At 71.5% G+C, this 20,252-nt stretch carries 17 protein-coding genes and 1 tRNA gene; 4 read left to right on the forward strand and 14 right to left on the reverse strand.

Going from position 1 to position 20,252, the window contains the following annotated elements; genetic code table 11:
• Positions 1–131 precede the first annotated feature (131 nt).
• Complete coding sequence (locus WN71_RS12200) at positions 132–731, reverse strand: TetR/AcrR family transcriptional regulator (RefSeq protein WP_046588590.1); 600 nt, start codon at positions 729–731, stop codon at positions 132–134.
• 511 nt (positions 732–1,242) lie between these two features.
• Here WN71_RS12200 and WN71_RS12205 point away from each other — a divergent pair.
• A complete protein-coding gene (locus WN71_RS12205) occupies positions 1,243–4,518 on the forward strand; it encodes a S41 family peptidase (protein WP_046588592.1) in 3,276 nt (1,091 codons plus the stop codon).
• A 197-nt stretch (positions 4,519–4,715) separates the two neighbouring features.
• Here WN71_RS12205 and WN71_RS12210 read toward each other — a convergent pair whose 3' ends face one another.
• The 4 genes from WN71_RS12210 to WN71_RS12225 form a co-directional block, all read right to left on the reverse strand.
• Complete coding sequence (locus WN71_RS12210) at positions 4,716–4,898, reverse strand: hypothetical protein (RefSeq protein WP_046588594.1); 183 nt, start codon at positions 4,896–4,898, stop codon at positions 4,716–4,718.
• A 90-nt stretch (positions 4,899–4,988) separates the two neighbouring features.
• A complete protein-coding gene (locus tag WN71_RS12215) occupies positions 4,989–5,873 on the reverse strand; it encodes an SDR family oxidoreductase (protein WP_046588596.1) in 885 nt (294 codons plus the stop codon).
• Entirely contained in the window at positions 5,870–6,871 is a 1,002-nt protein-coding gene (locus WN71_RS12220; RefSeq protein ID WP_046588597.1) for an alpha/beta fold hydrolase, read from the reverse strand. The genes WN71_RS12215 and WN71_RS12220 overlap by 4 nt, the downstream gene beginning before the upstream one ends.
• Entirely contained in the window at positions 6,868–8,514 is a 1,647-nt protein-coding gene (locus tag WN71_RS12225) for a flavin-containing monooxygenase (RefSeq protein ID WP_046588599.1), read from the reverse strand. The genes WN71_RS12220 and WN71_RS12225 overlap by 4 nt, the downstream gene beginning before the upstream one ends.
• A gap of 131 nt (positions 8,515–8,645) precedes the next feature.
• On the opposite strand from WN71_RS12225, the gene WN71_RS12230 reads away from it, so the two are divergent.
• Positions 8,646–9,290: a MerR family transcriptional regulator gene (locus tag WN71_RS12230; protein ID WP_107469639.1), complete on the forward strand. Its 645-nt coding sequence runs from the start codon at positions 8,646–8,648 to the stop codon at positions 9,288–9,290.
• 99 nt (positions 9,291–9,389) lie between these two features.
• On the opposite strand, the gene WN71_RS12235 is transcribed toward WN71_RS12230, so the two are convergent.
• Positions 9,390–10,193 (reverse strand): exodeoxyribonuclease III, encoded by an 804-nt coding sequence (locus WN71_RS12235; RefSeq protein ID WP_046588603.1) that lies wholly within the window; start codon positions 10,191–10,193, stop codon positions 9,390–9,392.
• A gap of 68 nt (positions 10,194–10,261) precedes the next feature.
• On the opposite strand from WN71_RS12235, the gene WN71_RS12240 reads away from it, so the two are divergent.
• On the forward strand, positions 10,262–10,738 hold the full coding sequence (locus WN71_RS12240; RefSeq protein WP_046588604.1) for a GNAT family N-acetyltransferase: 477 nt from the start codon (positions 10,262–10,264) through the stop codon (positions 10,736–10,738).
• 114 nt (positions 10,739–10,852) lie between these two features.
• Here WN71_RS12240 and WN71_RS12245 read toward each other — a convergent pair.
• The 7 genes from WN71_RS12245 to galU form a co-directional block, all read right to left on the reverse strand.
• A tRNA-Ala gene (locus WN71_RS12245) sits at positions 10,853–10,926 on the reverse strand.
• A 141-nt stretch (positions 10,927–11,067) separates the two neighbouring features.
• Positions 11,068–12,321 carry a divisome protein SepX/GlpR gene (gene sepX / locus WN71_RS12250; protein WP_046588606.1) on the reverse strand — a complete coding sequence of 418 codons (1,254 nt, stop codon included), beginning with the start codon at positions 12,319–12,321 and terminating at the stop codon, positions 11,068–11,070.
• Between the two features lie 187 nt (positions 12,322–12,508).
• The gene (locus WN71_RS12255) at positions 12,509–13,162 is read right to left on the reverse strand and encodes a GNAT family N-acetyltransferase (protein WP_046588609.1); all 654 of its coding nucleotides are present in this window, start codon (positions 13,160–13,162) and stop codon (positions 12,509–12,511) included.
• A gap of 20 nt (positions 13,163–13,182) precedes the next feature.
• The gene (locus tag WN71_RS12260) at positions 13,183–13,719 is read right to left on the reverse strand and encodes a MogA/MoaB family molybdenum cofactor biosynthesis protein (RefSeq protein ID WP_079177822.1); all 537 of its coding nucleotides are present in this window, start codon (positions 13,717–13,719) and stop codon (positions 13,183–13,185) included.
• On the reverse strand, positions 13,704–14,216 hold the full coding sequence (gene moaC / locus WN71_RS12265; protein WP_046588611.1) for a cyclic pyranopterin monophosphate synthase MoaC: 513 nt from the start codon (positions 14,214–14,216) through the stop codon (positions 13,704–13,706). Before moaC ends, WN71_RS12260 begins: the two co-directional genes overlap by 16 nt.
• A 128-nt stretch (positions 14,217–14,344) precedes the next feature.
• Entirely contained in the window at positions 14,345–15,667 is a 1,323-nt protein-coding gene (gene glp / locus WN71_RS12270; RefSeq protein ID WP_046588612.1) for a molybdotransferase-like divisome protein Glp, read from the reverse strand.
• Positions 15,664–16,575, reverse strand: a complete 912-nt coding sequence (gene galU, locus WN71_RS12275) for a UTP--glucose-1-phosphate uridylyltransferase GalU (protein ID WP_046588613.1) — start codon at positions 16,573–16,575, stop codon at positions 15,664–15,666. The genes glp and galU overlap by 4 nt, the downstream gene beginning before the upstream one ends.
• Before the next feature lie 132 nt (positions 16,576–16,707).
• On the opposite strand from galU, the gene WN71_RS12280 reads away from it, so the two are divergent.
• Positions 16,708–17,289 (forward strand): 5-formyltetrahydrofolate cyclo-ligase, encoded by a 582-nt coding sequence (locus tag WN71_RS12280; protein WP_046588615.1) that lies wholly within the window; start codon positions 16,708–16,710, stop codon positions 17,287–17,289.
• Positions 17,290–17,416: 127 nt separating this feature from the next.
• Here WN71_RS12280 and WN71_RS12285 read toward each other — a convergent pair whose 3' ends face one another.
• The gene (locus WN71_RS12285; RefSeq protein WP_046588618.1) at positions 17,417–20,176 is read right to left on the reverse strand and encodes a penicillin acylase family protein; all 2,760 of its coding nucleotides are present in this window, start codon (positions 20,174–20,176) and stop codon (positions 17,417–17,419) included.
• Between the last annotated feature and the right edge of the window lie 76 nt (positions 20,177–20,252).

Here is a 20,252-nt window from a genome sequence, read left to right on the forward strand (position 1 = left end):
ACCGGTGGTGCCGTGTCAGGTGGGACCTGACCGGTGGTGCCGTGTCAGGTGGGACCTGACAGGTGGCGCCATGTCGGGTGGGGCCCGACGGGTGGTGCGGCGTCGGGTGGGGCCCGACGGGTGGTCGCGTGTCAGCTGGGCCGGACGCCGAGGGCGGGGAGGACCACGGCGTCGATGTACGCGGACAGGAACGCCTGGGTCGGCGGCTTGTCCTCCAGAATCGCGCGCGTGGCGAACCCGCCGATCATCATGTGCAGCGTGAAGTCGAGCGCCGGGCAGTCCGGACGGACCTCGCCCCGGTCGACCGCACGCTGCATGACCTGCCGGAACCCGCCGATCTCGGGATCGACGATCTGCTCGTAGAACGCCTCGCGCAGATCCTCGTTGTGGTGCATCGCCATGGCGACGCCCCGCATCAGCGCGGAGTTCCGCTCCATGGTGCAGTCGTCCTCCAGCGCCACCAGCGCGTGCAGGTCGCCCCGGAGGGACCCCGTGTCGATGTCGTCGAGATGGGCCGTCTTGCTGTGCCGCAGCGCCTTGACGACCAGGTCGGCCTTGCCGCCCCACTGGCGGTAGAGCGTCGCCTTGCTGGACCGGGTGCGCGTGGCCACGGCGTCCATGGTGAGGGCGTCGTAGCCGACTTCTCGGAGCAGGTCGAGGACGGCGCCGTAGAGCTCGGCCTCGCGCTCGGGCGTGATACGACTGCGACGCGCCGTTGCGACCTCAGTCATGGCCCTCACCTTCCACTCCGGACGACGGGCTTTCGTTCGCGTACACGATGAATGTAGCGCAGCAGATAGCGAAACGAAACCGTTTCGTACGTGTCTTGAGTCACGCCGGCGGGGAACGGGGTGCGGGAGCTAGGGCGCCGGTGGGGGCGCGCGGGCGCTCGACGGGGCGCGGGCGCACGCGGCGAGCGCGGATCGGGCGGCACACGCGGGGGCGGGTCGCGCGGGGCGGGCCGCGCTCGGTGCTGCGCGATCGGGGCGCGAGGGCGGGGCGCGCGGGCGAGGCGCGCGATCGGGCGGCGCGCGATCGGGGCGCGCGGGTGGGCCGCGCCCAGGCGCGCCCCGACGGCGCGCACCCCGTGTCCGCACGCGGGCGCGGGCAGCGCGCAAGCCGAGCGCGAGTTGCGCACCATCAGCGCGCGAGCCGGTGACGCGCCCTTCCGGCGCACGCGAGAGCCCGCGCGCCGGTTTTTCACAAGTTGCTCCGGTCCGTCCCGCGGAAAAGCATGGGGAGGTGAGCTATCTGCGCCTGCCCCACCTCAATGGCGACCTGCTGTGCTTCGTGGCCGAGGACGATCTCTGGCTGGCCGACCTCGACGGCCCGGGCCGGGCCTGGCGGATCACCGTCGACCGCACCAAGCTCGGCCACCCCCGCTTCTCGCCCGACGGCCGCCACATCGCGTACACGAGCTGGCGCAGTCTCGTACCGGAGATCCACGTCGTGCCCGTCGAGGGCGGCGAGGGCCGCCGGCTGACCTACTGGGGCAGCCCCGACACCCGCGTCTGCGGCTGGACCCCGCCCGCCGAGGACGGCGCCGCCGAGATCCTGGCCGTCGCCTCCCACGGCGAGCCCTTCTCCTACTACATGTGGGCCTACAAGGTCGCCACCGACGGCGACCCCGGCCGCAAGCTCCCCTGGGGTCCGGTCTGCGACATCCAGGTCGCCGACATCGAGGACGAGCGCCGCACCCTCCTGCTGACCGGCACCCCGCCGCACGAGCCCGCCGCGTGGAAGCGCTACCGCGGCGGCGCGACGGGCCGCCTCTGGCTGCACGGACAACGGCTGCTGCCCGGCCTGAACGGGCATCTGCACTCTCCACTCTTCGTGGGCGGCCGGATCGCTTTCCTCTCCGACCACGAGGGCGTCGGCAACCTCTACTCGTGCGCCTACGACGGCTCCGACCTGCGTCGGCACACCGATCACGACACCTTCTACGCCCGCCACGCCGCCGGCGACGGCACCCGGGTCGTCTACCAGTGCGCGGGCGACCTGTGGATCGTCGACGACCTCTCCGCCGGCTCCGAGCCGCGCCGCCTGGACGTGCGCCTGGCCGGTCCGCGCGCCGGCCGCCGCCCCTACCAGGTGCCCGCGGCCCAGCACGTCGACGGCATCTCCGTCGACGAGACCGGGCGGGCGAGCGCGGTCGTCGTCCGCGGCAGCCTGTACTGGCTCACCCACCGCGACGGACCGGCGCGCACCATCACCGACACGCCCGGCGTGCGCGTCCGGCTGCCGGAGATGCTCGGCGAGAGCGGGCAGGTCGCCTACGTCACCGACGCCGACGGCGAGGACGCGATCGAGATCGCGCACCTGCCGCGCGCGACCGGTGACCGCGAGCCCCGGCGGCTGGCCTCCGGCGAGCTCGGCCGCGTACTGGAACTGGTCTCCGACCCCGACGGCGAACGGCTGGCCATCGCCGCGCACGACGGACGGCTTCTCCTCCTCGACTCGACCGAGGACTCCAACGGAGAGGTGACCGAGCTGATCCACTCGGTCAACGGCCCCGTCCGCGACCTCGCCTTCTCGCCGGACGGCGCCTGGCTGACCTGGTCCCACCCCGGCATCGGGCGCACGCTGCGCCAGATCAAGATGGCGCGGATCTCCGGCCCGCAGCCCGCCGGCCGGCTGATCGTCGACGTCACCGACGGCCGCTTCGAGGACGAGAACCCCGTCTTCACGCGCGACGGCCGCTATCTGGCGTTCCTGTCGTGGCGCGGCTTCGACCCGGTGTACGACGTCCACACCGGCGACCTCTCCTTCCCCCTCGGCTGCCGCCCCTACCTGGTCCCGCTGTCCTCGGCGACCCCCTCCCCGTTCGCGCTCAGCCCCGACGGGCGCCCCGCCGCGGGCGGCCTGGACCCGCTGGAGGACGATGACACCGGCGGCTCCGGCGAGGGCGGCTCCACGGTCACCGTGGAGGTGGAGGGGCTGGCGAACCGGGTAACGCCGTTCCCGGTCTCCGCCTCCAAGTACTCGGCGCTGTACCCGGTCGCGGGCGGCGGCCTGGTGTGGCTGCGCTGGCCGATCTCGGGCGCGCTGGGCGAGACGTTCGCGAACCCGTCGGACACCAGCGGCCGCCCGACCCTGGAGCACTTCAACATCGCCAAGGCGAAGAAGTCCGAACTGGTCGACCACCTCGACTGGTTCGCGGTGAGCGGCGACGGCAGCCGGCTGGTCGTGGTGGACGAGGGCGACCTGCGCGCGGTGCCGTCGAGCGAGAGCGGCGACAGCGACTCCATCACCTGGATCGACCTGCGCCGCATCCTGCACGAGGTCGACCCGGGCGCGGAGTGGCGTCAGGCGTACGAGGAGGCGGGCCGGCTCATCCGCGCCTACTTCTGGGACCCCGGGATGTGCGGCATCGACTGGGACGCCGTCCTCGCGCAGTACCGTCCGCTCGTCGAACGGGTCGCCTCACCCGACGACTTCGCCGATCTGCTGCGCGAGGTGCTCGGTGAACTGGGCACCTCGCACGCCTATGTCACGGCCGCCCGCCGCGACGAGGGCCCCCCGCACTACCAGCGCCGCCAGGGCCTGCTCGGCGCCAACCTCGTGCGCCGGGACGCCGGCTGGACGGTGAAGCGCATCCTGCCCGGCGAGTCCTCGGACTCCAAGGCCCGCTCACCGCTGGCCGGCACGGGCATCCGCGAGGGCGCGGTCCTCACCCATGTCGACGGCCGCCCGGTGGATCCGGTGACGGGCCCGTACCCGCTGCTCGCCGGGGCGGGCGGTACGACGGTGGAGCTGACGTTCACCCCGGCGGCCGGGGAGGGCCGCTCGCGCCGGGTCGCGGTCGTCCCCCTCGTCGACGAACGCCCGCTGCGCTACCAGGACTGGGTCGCCAAACGGCGTGAGGTGGTGCGCGAGTTGAGCGGCGGGCGGTGCGGCTATCTGCACATCCCCGACATGGGCGGCTCGGGCTGGGCCCAGTTCAACCGAGATCTGCGCATGGAGGTCTCCCGGCCCGCCCTCATCGTCGACGTGCGCGGCAACGCGGGCGGCCACATCAGCGAACTGGTCGTGGAGAAGCTGACCCGCACGATCCTCGGCTGGGACCTCACCCGCGACGCCCAGCCGGTGTCGTACGCCTCGAACGCCCCGCGCGGCCCGGTCGTCGCGCTGGCCGACGAAGCGACGTCGTCCGACGGCGACATGATCACGGCCGCCTTCAAACTACTGAAGCTGGGGCCGGTGGTGGGCCAGCGCACCTGGGGCGGGGTCGTCGGGATGACCGGCCGCCACCGCCTCGGGGACGGCTCGGTGATCACCGTGCCGATGAACGCGGCCTGGTTCGACGCCTACGGCTGGTCCGTGGAGAACCACGGTGTCGCCCCGGACCTGGAGATCCTGCGCACCCCCCTCGACTGGGCCGAGGGCCGCCACGCCCAGCTGGACGATGCCGTCCAACTGGCCCTGGATCTCCTGAAGACGACTCCGGCGGCCGTTCCCCCGGACCTCCACGACGTCCCGGACCGCTCCCGCCCGAAGCTTCCGCCACGGGGGGCGTGAGGCGATGGTTCGCGCGCGGGCGTGAAATGACATTCTCCGGCGCGCACTTCGACACTTCCGCCGGGCGCTCGCTCCACTTGAGGGGCGCGCACCTGAGTCAACGCACCTCCTGGCGCGGGACAACGGCTTGCACGCCGGGCGCACATGCGGCGAGGGGCGCCCCCGTGGGGCGCCCCTCGCGTCACGAGGACCTCGCGTCAGGCGTCGTAGTCCTGGGCGAAGCGGTCCTCGTCGTCGCGCTGCATGCGCTCGGACTGCTCATCCATGTTGTCCTGGCGGCGCGCACGCTGCTGCACCTGCTCCTTGGCCTGACCGGCCTTCTGGCGGGCCTGCTGCGAGCGCTGCTGGGACTGCTCCTGGAACTTGTCCTTCATACCCATGTGGGTTCACTCCTGTGGGAGATGAGATGTCGGGGCCCCCTGTCGGGGCCTCCATCAGATTCACACGGGCGGTGACCCTGCGCATGTCGATCAGTCACGCTGAGCGACGCGCTGCTGTTCATCGGCCGCGCCGCCGGCGCCGACGAGCCCCGTGCGCATCCCCTGGAGCCGCGGCGCGAACCGCCGCATCTCCCGCTGCCCGACCGTGCCGATCAGCCCCGGCAGGTAGCCGCGCACGCCCTGCATCCCGCGCAGCCACCACTGCCCGTAGACATGGCTCGCGCGCCGCTCGATCCCGGCCACGAGCCGGTCCACGGCGGGGCCCAGCGGATACGTCTTGTTCGACGGCCACGGCAGCCGCTGCCGCAACTCCCGCATGACCTCCTCCTGATCGGCACCGCGCACCATGTCCGTGTCGGTCCACGAGAGGTAGCCGACGCCGACCCGCACACCCTTGTAGCCGACCTCGGCGCGCAGACTGTGCGCGTACGCCTCCACACCGGACTTGGAGGCGCAGTACGCCGTCATCATCGGCGCGGGCGTGATCGCGGCGAGGGACGCGATCTGGAGCAGGTAGCCGCGGCTCTCCATGAGCAGCGGCAGGAAGGCGCGGGCCGTCACCGCGGAGCCGATGAGGTTCACCTCGATCACCCGGCGCCAGGACTCCGGGTCGGAGTCGACGAAGGGACCGCCGGTGGCGACACCGGCGTTGGCCACGACGATGTCGACCTTCCCGAAGCGCTCCTTGACCTCCCGCGCCACCCGGGACATCGCCTCCTGGTCGGTGACGTCGGCGTACCAGTGGTCGCTGTCGCCGTGCAGCCGCCCGGCGACCTCCTTGAGCGCGTCCGGCTCCAGTCCGACCAGCGCCACCGTCGCGCCGCGCGCGGAGAGTTTGCGCGCGAGCAGCTCGCCGACGCCCCGCGCCGCGCCGGTCACGACCGCGACCTGACCCTCCAGGCTCACCCTGCTCATGCGCCCTCCTTGACCTCTGCGGCCGTCACGGCCGCTCCGTCTTCCGTCACGGCCGTGCCGTCGGTCACGTCTTCAGCTTCCCCGCCGGCCGGTGCGGCCGCCAGGTAGGTACGGGCCAGCTCACGGATCTTCACCGTGACCGTCTCGGGCGCCTCGACCGGAGTCATGTGGCCGAGCCCCGGCAGCTCGGTGAGCCCCACGCACTGCGGGAGCGCGGCGACCAGTTCGCGCGCGTGCACCGGCGGGGTCAGCCGGTCGGCGGTGCCCACGATCACGGCCGTGGGCACCGTCAGCTGCCGTACGCCGTGCGCCAGATCGAGCGCCTCCAGCGTGCGCGACCAGGCGTGGCGCACCTTGCGCGGGCAGGCGTGCACGATGTGCGCGCACGCCTCGACCATGTCGGGGTCCGAACCGGCGCCCATGGTGGCGTACTTGAGGATGCGCAGCGCGACCGGCGTGACCGGGCCGAGGGGGGCGCGCGAACTCAGCACGCGCGCCGTGAGCCAGGTGCGTACACGCCCGGCGGGCAGCGGCAGCACCCGCGACTCCGCCACCAGCCGCGAACTGCCCGTGCTGCACAGCAGGACGGCGGCGGCGTGCTCCTTGAGGCGGGGGCGCGCGGCCGCGGCCATCACGGTCATGCCGCCCATGGAGTGGCCGGCGATCACGGCCTTCTCCCCGCGCGCGAGGGTGGCCGCGAGCACCGCTTCCAGGTCGTCCGCCAGCGCGTCGGTGGTGCACGCGGGGCTCGCGGGACTACGCCCGTGCCCCCTCTGGTCGTAGACGACGACCCGGTGATCGGTGGCCAGCTCGCGGACCTGCCACGCCCAGAAGGCGGTCGAGCAGGTCCAGCCGTGCGCGAGGACAACCGGGGGCGCGTTCTCGGGGCCGTGCACCTCGACATGCAACCGCGCGCCGTCGGCGGAGGTGACGGTGAGCTCGTGGGCCGCGGCGGGGGGCGCGTACGGACCGGAGGCGACGTGCGTCAGGCGGCTCACGCGGTCACCGACTTCCGGCCGGTGGAGGGCTTGCCCTTGGAGGACGGCGCGCCGCCTTCCGCAGCAGGGGCGCCCCCTTCTCCAGGGGGCGCGTCCACAGAAGGCGCGCCCCCCTCGGAAGCGGGTGCGCCCCCTCCGGCAGCAGGCGCCGGCGCGCGCAGCACCGCGTACTCCGCCAGGTCCACCCGCCGCGTCGCGCGCCGGAACTCCGCGGTCGTACCCGGCCAGATCGTCGTGTTGCGGCCGCTCGCGTCGAGGTACCAGCTGGTGCAGCCGCCGGTGTTCCACACCGTGCGCTTCATGCGCTCCTGCACCGTGCGGTTCCAGGCGTTCACGGCGCTCGGGCGGGCGTCGAGGGCGGCGCGCCCGCCGAGCACGCCCAGTTGGTGCAGATAGTCGGCCATGTAGTTCAGCTGGGACTCGATCATGAGGATCATCGAGGAGTTCCCGAGACCGGTGTTGGGGCCGATGATCGTCATCCAGTTGGGGAAGCCGGCGGCGCTCGCGCCGCGCAGCGCCTGCATGCCGTCCTTCCAGGACTCCGCGAGCGTGTGCCCGTCCGCGCCCACCACGCGCTCGGCGATCGGCATGTCCGTCACATGGAAGCCGGTGCCGAAGACGATCACGTCGACCTCGGTCTCGGTGCCGTCCGCGGCCACCACGGTCGAGCCGCGCACCTCGGCGAGCCCGCTGGTGACGACGTCGACATTCGGCCGGGCGAGCGCCGGGTAGTACTCGCTGGACAACAGGATCCGCTTGCAGCCGATGCGGTAGTCGGGCGTGAGCTTGGCACGCAGGGCCGGATCCTTGATGGCGCGCGCCATGTTGCGCTTGGCCAGCTTCTCGACGAAGCCGAGCTCGTCGGGGCGCTTGGTGAACGCCTGGACCTGTAGCTCCCTAATGCCCCACAGCATCCCCCGGCGCATCTGGGTGGTGAAGGGGAGCGCGCGGTGCAGCGCGCGCTCCGCACCGCTGATCGCGCGGTCCATGCGGGGCATGACCCAGGGCGGGGTGCGCTGGAAGAGCGTGAGCCGTCCGACCTTCGGCTGGATGGCGGGCACGATCTGGATGGCGGACGCGCCGGTTCCCACCATGGCGACCCGCTTGCCCGACAGGTCCTCGTCGTGGTCCCAGCGCGCGGAGTGGAAGACCTTGCCCGGGAAAGAGTTGAGCCCCGGGATCTCGGGAACCTTGGGATCGGACAGCGGCCCGGTCGCGGAGACCACGACATCGGCGGACAGGTTCCCGCTCGCGGTCTCGATGTCCCAGCGCAGCAGCTCGGCGTTCCAGGTCATCCGCTTGACCTCGGAGTCGAACCGCAGGTGCGGCCGCAGCCGGAAGACGTCGGCGACGTGCTCCAGGTAGGCGCGGATGTGCTCCTGCCCGGAGAAGGTGCGCGGCCAGTCGGGATTGGGGGCGAACGAGAACGAGTACAGGTGCGAGGGCACGTCGCAGGCGCAGCCCGGATAGCTGTTGTCCCGCCAGGTCCCGCCGACGCTGCCCGCCCGTTCGAGGACCACGAAGTCCGTGATCCCCTCGCGGCGCAGCCGTACGGCCGCCCCGAGCCCGCCGAACCCGGACCCGATCACCGCCACCCGGACATGCTCGTGCGCACGCCCGTCCTCGTGCTCGTGCTCGGCCATCCCGGAGCCTCCACGCATCGCATCGGACCACGCCAGTGAATACTGGCGCAATGGGACTGTAGAACAGCTCCGTACCGATGGGTAGGGGGCGGGGAGGGAAAGTTACCTGCGGTACGGACTAGGGTGCCCGTGTGGCGGAGAAGCGTGAATATCGCATGGATGAGCTGGCCGAGAAGGCCGGGATCACGGTGCGCACCCTGCGCTTCTACCGCGAGCGCAAGCTCATCCAGCCACCCCGCCGCGAAGGCCGTATCGCCTGGTACGACGACACGCACCTGGCCCGGCTGCACACCATCTCCACGCTGCTGGAGCGCGGCCACACCCTGAACGGCATCGCCGAGCTCGCGGAGGCCTTCGACCACGGCCGGGACGTCGCCGACCTCCTCGGCGTGGGCGCCCCCACCGAGGAGGAACCGGTCCGCCTCACCCCCGAGGAACTCGCCGCCCGCTTCGAGGGCGAGGTCACCCCCGAGAACCTCGCCGCCGCCCTGGACCTCGGCTACCTCGGCACCGACGGCGGCGACATCGTCCACATCAGCCGCCGGCTGCTCGACGTCTCCTCGGCCCTGGTCCGCGAGGGCATCCCGCTCGCCGAGGTCCTCCAGGCCGGCGCCCGCGTCCGCGAACACGCCGATGCCCTCGCCGCCCTCTTCACCGAACTGATCCTCCGCCACGCCCCGGAGGAAGACCTCCACCGCCTGCGCCCCCTGGCCCGCAGCGTGGTCGAGGCGGAACTCTCCCTGGCACTGGACCGCCGGATGCGCAAGCGGGACTGAGGGGCGCGAGCAGGACTGACGCCCGGAGGGGCGTGCGCGGGGGCGCGCAGATGGGCGCGCAGGGGCGCGCGAGAATCTGAGGCGCCCCCTGGGGGCGTGTCAGAGGTCGTAGACGACCGTGACCGGCGCGTGGTCGGACCAGCGCTCCCCATGCGTCGCCGCGCGCTCCACGTACGCCTTGAGCGCCCGGCTCGCGAGCCCCGGCGTGGCCATTTCGTAGTCGATACGCCATCCACTGTCGTTGTCGAAGGCCCGCCCCCGGTACGACCACCAGGAGTACGGACCCTCGGCGTCGGGGTGCAGTGCGCGTACGACGTCGACGTAGCCGCCGTCCGCCGGGTCGAGGACGGTACCGAGCCACTCGCGCTCCTCCGGGAGGAAGCCGGAGTTCTTGGTGTTGCCGCGCCAGTTCTTGAGGTCTGCCTGCTGGTGGGCGATGTTCCAGTCGCCGCAGACCACGACATGGCGTCCGTCGGCCGCAGCCCGCTCACGCAGTTCCTTGAGGTAGGCCGCGAACTCGGCCATGAAGCGCATCTTCTCTTCCTGGCGCTCCGTGCCGACCTCGCCGGAGGGCAGGTAGAGGCTCGCGACGGTGACGCCGGGCAGGTCGGCCTCGACGTAGCGCCCGCTGCCGTCGAACTCCGCCGACCCGAACCCGATCCGGACCCGGTCCGGCTCGCGGCGCGTGTACAGCGAGACACCGGCGCGCCCCTTGGCCGCCGCCGGCGCGTGCACGACGTGCCACCCTTCGGGCTGCCGGACCTGCTCCGGGAGCTGCTGCGGCTCGGCGCGCACCTCCTGGAGGCAGAGCACGTCCGCGGAGGTGGCGTCGAGCCACTCCACGAAGCCCTTCTTGGCGGCGGCGCGCAGCCCGTTCACATTCACGGAGGTCACAGTGAGCACCCCGGCACGATACCGGCACACTGGACGATGCCCCTGCCCGTCTCATGCATAGAAGTACGATCTCCCACATGAACATACGCCGCGTCCCGTTCGACCACCCCGACGCCGTCAAGCTGAACGACCAGGTACAGGCCGAGTACCACGTGCGCTACGGCGACGGGGGCGACTCCACCCCCATGGCCCCCTCGGACTTCGTCCCGCCGTACGGCGCCTACCTGATCGCCTACGACGAGTCCGACCACCCCGTCGCCACCGGCGGCTGGCGCAGCCAGAACGAGAACGGCGAGGGCAACACGGACGGCGATGCCGAGCTGAAGCGCATGTACGTGGTCGAGGAGGCCCGCGGTCTCGGCATCGCCCGGCGCATCCTGGCGGCGCTGGAGGAGGACGCCCGCGCGGCGGGCCGGCTGCGCATGGTGCTGGAGACCGGCGACAAGCAGCCGGAGGCGATCGCGCTGTACACGTCCAGCGGCTACGAGCCGTGTGCCAAGTTCGGCTACTACCGCGACTACGAGTCGAGCCGCTGCTACGCCAAGGCACTCTGAGGACGGGGTTCCTCTTCCGGCGGCACCACGGCCCGCCGGAAGGAGGACGCTCCGCGTGGTTGCATGCATGAAAGAGCCCCTGTCGGCTACTGCCGACAGGGGCTCAAAGATGCGTGGACCTGAGGGGATTCGAACCCCTGACCCCCTCGATGCGAACGAGGTGCGCTACCGGACTGCGCCACAGGCCCTTGCAACGAGTGAAACTCTAGCATCCAGATCCGGGTGCTTGGAAATCCATTCCCCGGCAGGTCAGCGACCCGGCTGCCCGGGGCACCCCAGGGGGTGACCCGGGGCACGTCGGCCGGGCCTCCGGCCGACGCGGGCGCCCGTCATTCGTTGGCCGCGCGCGGTCGGCCGTCTTCGTCGTACTGGTCGAACAGGGGCGTACGGCCGCGCTCACGCGCCCGGCGTGCGGAGGCCGCGCGGCGTGCGTCGCTGCGGCCGTCCGCCGTGGAGCGGTCGTCCGCGCCCTCCTCGTCCGCGTCCGCCTCCGGAGCGGCGGGCTGCGCCGCGTGCTCCTGCTGCTCGGGCACGACGGCGCTGGAGCGCGCCGAGCTCCAGGTGTCGGGCGCCCCGAGGTCCACCTCGGACGTGGCGCGCGGCGCGACGGGCGCGGTCACGTAGGTCGGCAGCGGTACGGGCACCGGGTCCCAGCTGTCGCCGTTGCCGGGGCGCTGGCGCTCGCGCTGCTGATCGACCCACTCGGCGTGGTCGGTCTGCTCCACGAGGGCGCGCCGGTCGGCCGCGAGCGACGACAATTCCGTGTCGGTCTGCGCCGCCGCGGCCTCGTCCATCTCGGCGGCGCCGGTGTCCACGGGGGTGCGGCGGCGCGGCTGGCGCTGCCTCTCCCGCAGTCGCTGCGCCGCGGCCTCGGCGCGGCGGCGGTCCATCTGGTAGGCGAAGCGGTGGCGTTCCTGGGAGCGCAGGTAGGCGATGTACGTGCTCAGGAGCAGGGCGGGTGCGGCGGGCGCCCAGAGGAGGGAGAGTCCGCCGACCGCCGCGACGATCGCACCGAGTGTGAAGGCGAGGAAGAGGACGACGGTGGTGCGCCGACGGCGCGCGAGCACCTTCGTGCGCCGGGCGCGCGCTGCAGCCGCCTCCGCCGAGGGCGTGCGCCGGGCGTGAGGGATCTGCTTGCGCGCCGGCGTGGACCCGGTCGCGGGCGCCGGGTTCACCGGTACCGGCGCGGACGCCTGTTCGCGCGCCGGTTCGGACACCGAGTCCGCGCGCTCCAGGCGCTCGGTGCGCTCGGTGTGTTCCGGGCGTTCGTGCTCCTCCGTCGGGACCGGGGCGTGCGCCTGCCGGCGGGTCGGAGGCATGGCGAAGGCCCGGACGTCCACCGAGTCGGTGGCCGCGTCCGGTTCGCCGGCGCCCTGCTCCCCCTCTTCGGTGGAGCGCGCCCGCAGGTCCTTGGCGTATCGGCGCTCCATGCCCGCCCGTCCGGACAGCAGCCGGATGGCGGTGCTGAAGCGTTCCGTCGGACGGGCCTCGTTCAGCTCGTCCTGCCTACGGAGCCACATCGGCACCAAGTAGGCGGCCCAGGCCCCGACAATGACTGCGTAGATGAGGCCGCTGCTGCTCACGCCTCACACGGTAGAGGGGTTTGCGTGAGGCCATCCGCCAATTGAGCCGGTGTGTCGCACGATCTGGCTGATATTTCCAGCGTTTTTTCCGACCGATGCGATCGACGGGCCATCAGGGACGTGAATTTCCACGCCCCGAGCCGATCACCCGCCGATCAATTTCGAACACACATTCAATTTTTGCAGCCTAAGCGGGATTGCCGGGAGTGTTCTGCGGATTCCTCGGCGCGCCGTTGGCGCTCGGCCGCGCGCTCTGCGCACGCCCCCGCCGCCAGCGGTTGAGCAGCCCTTCCGGGACCTCCTCCACGGTGAGCGCGAAGACGAGGTGGTCGCGCCAGGCGCCGTCGATGTGCAGATAACGCGGCCTGAGGCCTTCCTCGCGGAATCCGAGTTTCTCCACGACGCGGCGGCTCGGCCCGTTCTCCGGGCGAATGCAGACCTCGATGCGGTGCAGGCCGACGGTCCGGAAACAGTGGTCCACGACGAGCGCCACGGAGGTGGGCATCACCCCGCGTCCGGCGACTCCCTGATCCACCCAGTAACCGATGTGCCCTGAGCACATCGATCCCCAGGTGATTCCCGCGACCGTCAACTGTCCGACCAGCCGCCCCTGGTACTCGATGACGAACGGCAGCATCCGTCCCGCGTTCGCCTCGGAACGCAGGTGCCGGACCATCTGGCGGTAGGTAGGCCGGTGCGTGATCGGGCCGCTGGGCGTGGGCGGCGGGATCGTCGCCTCCCAGGGGCGCAGCCAGTCGCGGTTGCGCCGGTTCACCTCGCGCCAGGCTCGCTGGTCGCGCAGCCTTATCGGCCGGAGGACGATGTCGCCGTCCCTCAGCACGACGGGCCAGGATGGGCTGTTCAGCTCGCACCCCCCGTGGTGGCACCGGGTCTCGGGTGGTCGCCGCCGCGGATCTGGTCCACGGCGTGCGCCAGCAGGGGCGCGAGGACGGCCAGCCCGTCCTTCACCCCGCCGGTGGAGCCCGGCAGATTGACGATCAGCGTCCGGCCTGCGACTCCGGCAAGGCCCCGGGAGAGCGCGGCGGTGGGCACCTTCTCGCGGCCGTACGCGCGGACGGCCTCCGCGATGCCCGGCACCTCGTGGTCGATCACCTCGCGGGTCGCCTCGGGGGTGCGGTCGGTGGGCGAGAGGCCGGTGCCGCCGGTGGTGACGATCACGTCGTAGCCGGCCGCGGCCCCGGCACGCAGCTGCTCCGCCACCGGGTCGCCGTCGGGGACGACTCGCGGCCCGTCGACGGCGAAGCCGAGGCCCTGGAGCCCTTCGGCGATCAGCGGGCCGCCCTTGTCCTCGTAGACACCGGCGGAGGCGCGGTTGGAGGCGGTCACGACCAGCGCGCGGTACGGCTCGCGCGCCCCGGCGCTCACGACCGGCTCCAGTCGCCCGAGGCGCCGCCGGCCTTCTCCTCCACCCGTACGTCCGTGATGACCGCTCCCTTGTCGACCGCCTTGACCATGTCGATCACGGTGAGCGCGGCGACGGAGACCGCGGTGAGGGCCTCCATCTCGACGCCCGTGCGGTCCGTGGTCCGCACGGTGGCCTCGATCTCCACGGCGTCGTCCGCGACCGACAGATCCAGTCTCACACCGGACAGCGCCAAGGGGTGGCACAGCGGGACGAGGTCCGGGGTGCGCTTGGCACCCATGATGCCCGCGATGCGCGCGGTGGCGAGGGCGTCGCCCTTGGGCATGCCCTCGCCGCGCAGCAGTTCCACGACGCGTGGGGAGACGAGGACCCGGCCGCTGGCGCGCGCGGTGCGCGCGGTCACGTACTTGCCGGACACATCCACCATGCGGGCGGCGCCCGCTTCGTCGATGTGCGTCAGTCGGTCCTGCGCAGGGGTTCCGGGGGTCTCCCCCCGGGATGGCACGGTCATGGCGTGTGGCGCTCCCGGTCCGGGCCCGTCGCGGTACGGCGCGCGGGCCTGTTGTGCGCGCTACGGTACCGCCAAGTCGGCGCGGGCAGCGGACCAGGAGTGCCTTGCCGCGCTCCCGCGCGCGGGGCTCAGCCGAGCAGGACGACCTCGACCTCGGTGCCGGGCTCGACGGACTCGACGTCCTCGGGGACGACGATCAGCGCGTCGGCGAGCGCCAGGGCCGCCACCAGGTGCGATCCCGCGCCACCGACCGGGCTGACGGTCCCGTCGGCGTGGACGCCGCGCAGGAACTGCCTGCGGCCCTTGGGCGAGCTCAGCGCCTCGGCGGCGGCCAGCGTCGCCCGGGTCCTCGGCCGGTGGACGTCGGGCAGGCCCATGAGGGTGCGGATCGCGGGCCGGACGAACAGCTCGAAGGAGACGTACGAGGAGACCGGGTTGCCCGGCAGCGCGAGCAGCGGGGTGTGCTCGGGTCCGATGGAGCCGAAGCCCTGCGGCTTGCCGGGCTGCATGGCGAGCTTGCGGAAGTCGATGCCGCTGCCCGCCTCGTCCTCGTCGCCGGCGTACGACAGCGCCTCCTTGACGACGTCGTACGCCCCCACGCTCACGCCCCCCGTGGTGACCATGAGGTCGGCGCGCACGAGTTGGTCCTCGACGGTGGACCGGAGGGTCTCCGCGTCGTCGGCGACGGCGCCCACGCGGTAGGCGATGGCGCCCGCGTCGCGCGCCGCGGCGGTGAGGGCGAAGCTGTTGGAGTCGTAGATCTGTCCGGCCGCCAGCTCCTCGTCGGGCTGGACGAGTTCACTGCCGGTGGACAGCACGACCACGCGCGGGCGCGGGCGCACGCGGACGGTGCCGCGGCCGATCGCCGCGAGCAGCGCGATCTGCGGCGGTCCGAGCACGGTGCCCGCCTCGAGCGCGCGGTCGCCCGCCTTCACGTCGCTGCCCCTCGCGCGCACGTGGGCGCGTGCCTCGGCCGGCCGGTAGACGGCGACCTGTCCGGAGGCGCCCTCGGGTGCCAGGCTGCGGGCACGCATCCCGGTCACGGGGCCTTCACCGAGTCCGCCGTCGGTCCACTCCACGGGGACGACGGCCTCGGCACCGGACGGCATGGGGGCGCCGGTCATGATGCGGGCGGCCTGGCCGGGGCCGACGTGCACCTGGTCGGCCGAGCCGGCCGCGACGTCGCCGACGACCTCCAGGGCGGCCGGGAACTCCTCGCTCGCGCCCGCGACATCCGCGACCCGTACCGCGTACCCGTCCATGGAGCTGTTGTCGAACGGGGGGAGGGACACCGGCACCATGACGTCCTCGACCAGGACGCAGCCCTGGGCGTCGAGCAGTTGGAGCTCGATCGGCTCGAGGGGACGTACGGTGGTGAGGATGTCCTCGAGGTGCTCGTCCACGGACCAGACGTGGTCCGGGTCGTCGGTGCGGGTCGCGGCGCTGCTCAATGTTGCTGCATCTCCTCGGCTACGTAACTGCGAAGCCAGGTCCGGAAGTCCGGGCCCAGGTCTTCACGTTCGCACGCGAGTCTGACAATGGCACGCAGATAGTCACCTCGATCGCCGGTGTCATACCGGCGGCCCTTGAAGACGACGCCGTGGACGGGTCCGCCGACCTTCTCGTCCTCGGCGAGGTGCTGGAGGGCGTCGGTGAGCTGGATCTCGCCGCCACGGCCAGGCTCGGTCTTGCGCAGTATGTCGAAGATGTGCGGGTCCAGGACATAGCGCCCGATGATGGCGTAACTCGACGGGGCGTCCGCGGCGTCCGGCTTCTCGACGAGGCCCGTGACGCGGACGACGTCACCCTCGTCGGTGGGTTCCACGGCCGCGCAGCCGTAGAGGTGGATCTGCTCGGGAGCGACCTCCATGAGCGCGACGACGCTGCCGCCGCACTTCTCCTGGATCTCGACCATGCGCGCAAGGAGGGGGTCGCGCGGGTCGATGAGGTCGTCGCCGAGGAGGACGGCGAAGGGCTCGTGCCCGACGTGCGGGGCGGCGCACAGAACGGCGTGCCCGAGGCCCCTGGGGTCGCCCTGGCGGACGTAGTGGATGCTGGCGAGGTCGCTGGACTCCCGGACCTTGGCGAGCCGTTCGCCGTCGCCTTTCTTCTCCAGGGCCGACTCGAGCTCGTAGTTGCGGTCGAAGTGGTCCTCCAGGGGCCGCTTGTTGCGGCCGGTGACCATCAATACGTCATCGAGACCAGCCGACACGGCCTCTTCGACCACGTACTGGATCGCCGGCTTGTCGACGACCGGCAGCATTTCCTTGGGCGTGGCTTTGGTGGCCGGCAGGAACCGGGTGCCGAGGCCCGCAGCAGGGATGACAGCCTTGCTGATCCTGGGGTGCGACTGAGTCATGCCCGCAACCTTAACCGGTCGCTTTGCACGGAATCTGTAGCTCCGGTTAATTCGACGTCATATGAACGTATTAGGAAGGGTACGGTGCGACCTGTGAGTTCCCTGGGACGTCAACCCGATGCTGGCAAGCGGATGTTGCGGCGAGAGTTCCTCGCGGTGAGGAACAGGTTGACTGCCGGTGACGTACGTGTGGCATCGGAGGCGCTGGCCCGGCGGGCGCTCGAACTGCCGGAGCTGGCGGGGGCGCGCACGGTGGCGGCGTACGTCTCGGTGGGGACCGAGCCCGGGACGCTCGCGCTGCTGGACGCGCTGCGCGCGCGGGGTGCCCGCGTCCTGCTCCCCGCGCTGCTGCCCGACAACGACCTCGACTGGGGCGCGTACACCGGGGAGGGCTCCCTCGCGCGCGTGCGGCACGCGGGGCGCATGGAACTCCTGGAGCCCGCCGGCGAGCGCCTCGGCCCGGACGCGGTGACCACCGCCGACGCCGTACTGCTGCCCGGACTCGCGGTGGACGCCCGGGGCATGCGCCTGGGGCGCGGCGGAGGGTCGTACGACCGCGTGCTCGCCCGCCTGGAGAGCGCGGGCGCACGCCCCTCGCTGGTGGTGCTCCTGTACGACACCGAAGTCGTCGAGCACGTCCCCGAGGAGGCGCACGACCGTCCGGTGCACGCCGTGGTGACCCCCTCGGCCGTACGCCGCTTCGGGCAGGCGTGACGGCCTGCGTGAAGCGACCGGCCCGGTGAAGCAGTAGGCCGGCGAAGCAGTGGACGAAACGAAGTGGCCCTCCACGCGCGCGTGGAGGGCCACTTTCTCGTCCGGCTGCCGGAGTCCCGCGGACCCGTCAGGGCTTGAGGACGAGGGTGTCGCTGGTGCTGTCGTCGACGGCCTTCTTCGAGAACGACCATGGCAGCAGTTCGCCGTTGGCCCATTTGCTCGTCTGGTCGGTGTAGTGGGCGCTGAAGGCGTGACCCGAGGCGCCGGTGAGGTTGATCCACTTCGACTTGTCGAGGTCGTCGAGGTTGACCACCATGCGCATCGAGGGCACCCAGACGACGCCGTAGCCGCCCGCCGCGTTCCAGCCGGTCGCGTTGACCGTCGCCTCGCCGCCGCTGAGCTTCCAGGGGCCGCGGTTGAGGACGTACTGGATGATGTCGGGGCCGCTGGTGCCGAGGGTCTGGTTCTTCAGGAACAGGCGGTGCAGCCGGCCCCAGCTCCAGGTGTCGATGTCCTTGCCGAGCTTCGAGGTCAGCTCCCAGCGGGCGTCGATCATCGCGCGCTCGAACAGCTGGTCACGGTTGTCCGCCTTGGGGCGGGTGCCCTGGGCCGGCGTCTTCCACCAGTCGCTGTTCTCGTCGTCCATCAGGTTGCGGACCACCTCGAACCAGCGGTCGCCGCCGTCCGGCTGCGCCTGGTCGGCGTCGCGTTCGCCGCACTCGCGGACCTTGTCGGCGTCCTCGTCCACCGGGCCGGTGCTGTCGATCTTGCTGACCCAGAGGCACTGGCCCTCGACCCGCAGCTCCTTGGGGAGCTTGTTGCCGAAGGCGAGCTTGAGGATGTTGCGCCAGACCGCGTTGAAGTAGGCGGCCGCCGCCGAATCGGCGTCCTGGGTGTAGTCCCAGCCCTCGAGGAGCTTCTGCGCCTCACGGACGTCCGGGTCGTCGATGTCGATCTTCAGCAGCTTGGGCACCAGCAGCTTGGCGATCTCGCTGCTGTCGTCGAGCTGCATCTGACGCATGTCGTCGGTGGAGATCTTGCCGCCGCCCTTGATCTTCGACTCGATCAGGTCGGTGATGCGCTGGCTGCGCGTGCCGTAGCCCCAGTCCGTGGTGAGCGTGTAGGGGTACTTGTCCTTGTCGACGACGGCCTGGTTGGCGGTGACGATGTAGCCGCGTTTGGGGTTGTACTCGTAGGGCAGTTCGCTCTGCTTGATGTAGCCGGTCCACTTGTACTTCGAGTCCCATCCCGGTGCCGGGATGGAGCCGTCGTCGCCCTTCGCGCGCGTGGGGATGCGGCCCGGCAGGGTGTAGCCGATGTTGTTCTTGGTGTCGGCGTAGATCAGGTTCTGCGACGGCACGTCGAACAGGGCCGCCGCGGACCGGAACTCGCTCCAGTCGGACGCCTTGTCCATCGCGAAGACGGCGTCCATGGAGGTGCCGGCGTCGAGGGCCGTCCAGCGCAGGGCGATGCCGTAGCCGTCACCACGGTCGGGCGCGGAGGTGTCGACGGTGGCCTTCTTGCCGACCGTCACGAGTTCGTCGTCCCGGTCGGACAGCAGCGGGCCGTTGTTGGTCTCGCGGACGACGATCGTCTTCGACTTGCCGCCGGCGACCTTGATGGTCTCCTTGCGGCTCTTGAAGGGGACGGTCTTGCCGTCGTAGAGGTAGCCGTCGCCGCTGAGCTTCTCCAGGTAGAGGTCGGTGACGTCGACCCCGGAGTTGGTCATGCCCCAGGCGATGTCCGCGTTGTGTCCGATGATCACACCGGGCATTCCGGCGAACGTATAGCCGGTGACGTCGTACTGGCACTTGCTGGAGACGGTGCGGCAGTGCAGGCCCATCTGGTACCAGACGGACGGCAGCGAGGCCGACAGGTGCGGGTCGTTGGCCAGCAGCGGCTTGCCGGTGATCGTGTACTTCCCCGCGACGACCCACGAGTTGGAGCCGATGCCCTGGCCGTTCACGCCGACGGCCGTCGGGACGTTGTCCAGGAGGTTGTAGAGGCCGCTCAGCTGGCTCTGGAGCGCCGAACCCTCCGTCGAGGTGGTCGAAGTACCCGTGGTGCTCGTGGACGTCCCTGAGGAGCTCGTGGAGCCGTTCTGCTCGAACGTGCCCGTGAGCTCGTCGTACTGGCCCTCCTGGACGATCGTCTTGTTACGGCTGTACGGGTACTCCGGGTACAGGTCGGCGATCTGCTTGGGGCCGAGCCGGCTGGTCATCAGGGCGCGGTCGATCTCGTCCTGCATGTTGCCGCGCAGGTCCCACGCCATGGCCTTCAGCCAGGCGACCGAGTCGACCGGCGTCCACTTCTGCGGCTTGTAGTCGTTGGTGAACCCGAGAGCCGCGTACTCCAGGGAGATGTCCTTGCCGTCCTTGCCGGCGAGGTAGGCGTTGACACCCTCGGAGTAGGCCTGGAGGTACTTCTTGGTCGACGCCGACAGGGTGGTGTCGTATTCCTTCTGCGCCGTGCGGTCCCAGCCGAGGGTGCGCAGGAACTCGTCGTTCTTGACCTGGCTCTTGCCGAACATCTCCGACAGGCGCCCGGACGTCATGTGCCGGCGCACGTCCATCTCGTAGAACCGGTCCTGCGCCTGGACGTAGCCCTGCGCCATGAACAGGTCCTCGTCGGAGGAGGCGTAGATCTGCGGGATGCCGTAGCCGTCGCGTTCGACCTCCACGGGCCCCGAGAGGCCCTGGAGCGTGATCGAACCCTTGGTCTGCGGGAAGGAGGCCCGGACCGTGCTGATCGACCAGTACGCCCCGAAAGCAATGCCTCCGACGACGGCCAGCACCAGCACGAGCACGACAAGACGGGCTTTGCGCCCCTTCTTCCTGCCGGACTTGCCGGACGTGTCACCCGTTGTGGCGGTGGTGTTGGGGGGCATCGCTGTCCTTGCTGTCCTAACGCGAGCGGCAGGCGGTCTCGGAGTGCTGGAGCAACCATAGGCGCAGGGCTTCGCG

Origin of the sequence: Streptomyces mangrovisoli (assembly GCF_000974985.2) — a bacterium.
Taxonomy (GTDB): domain Bacteria; phylum Actinomycetota; class Actinomycetes; order Streptomycetales; family Streptomycetaceae; genus Streptomyces; species Streptomyces mangrovisoli.